Annotated in this window: 1 protein-coding gene; it reads left to right on the top strand. The window is 43.9% G+C overall.

What is annotated here, in order from left to right; translation table 11 throughout:
- On the top strand, positions 1-204 hold a 204-nt coding region (locus HBA93_RS20135), incomplete at its 5' end, for a hypothetical protein (RefSeq protein ID WP_221724457.1).
- Positions 205-312 lie beyond the last annotated feature (108 nt).

The raw sequence follows: 312 nt of genomic DNA on the forward strand, positions 1-312 counted from the left end.
CTGAGAGTTAGTACAAGTTACAGAGAAAGAGGTAAAAAGAACAGGAAGCTAGGGAAGAAAAGAGACAAAAAAAGAGAAAAAGTTAGAGAGCTAAAGAGAGATAAAAGACGAGAGAGGAACATACTGGCCACAGTAGTTAGGGAACCTAGGAAGATAGTACCTGGCAACAGAAGAGAATTCCTGACTAAAGATCAGTGTGCCTAATACAAAGAAAAAGGATATTGGGTCAGGGACTGCCCCAGAAAGAACAAGAGGGGACACTGGAGAGCCTCTTGGTGCTGGCTATACACAGAGATAGAAGGGAAGCCCGCC

Source organism: Ochrobactrum sp. SFR4, assembly GCF_019730395.1.
Taxonomy (GTDB): domain Bacteria; phylum Pseudomonadota; class Alphaproteobacteria; order Rhizobiales; family Rhizobiaceae; genus Pseudochrobactrum.